This is a genomic window from Pseudoalteromonas sp. GW168-MNA-CIBAN-0100 (assembly GCF_040309225.1).
Taxonomy (GTDB): domain Bacteria; phylum Pseudomonadota; class Gammaproteobacteria; order Enterobacterales; family Alteromonadaceae; genus Pseudoalteromonas; species Pseudoalteromonas arctica.
On sequence record NZ_JBEOOL010000537.1, the window covers coordinates 1 to 274 of the forward strand.

Here is a 274-nt window from a genome sequence, read left to right on the forward strand (position 1 = left end):
GTGCCTGATATCATCACTGGCAATTTGCGCCCTGCTTGTTCAAACGCTTCTTCTACTGCGAACGATGCCGCTTTTGCATTAAGCGTATCGAATATGGTTTCGATTAAAATAATATCTACACCGCCTTCCATAAGCGCCAGGGTCGACTCAACATACGCAGTCACTAACTTATCGAAAGTGATATTACGATAGCCGGGGTCGTTTACATCCGGCGATAACGAACAGGTTTTAGATGTTGGCCCTAAAACACCTGCTACATAGCGCGGTTTTTCTG

The 274-nt window shown here is 45.6% G+C and carries 1 protein-coding gene; it reads right to left on the minus strand.

The genetic code is table 11. The features are described 5' to 3' along the window. Positions 1-274 (minus strand): homocysteine S-methyltransferase family protein (locus AAEY62_RS22320; RefSeq protein ID WP_350636591.1); only part of this gene is annotated, 274 nt, incomplete at both ends.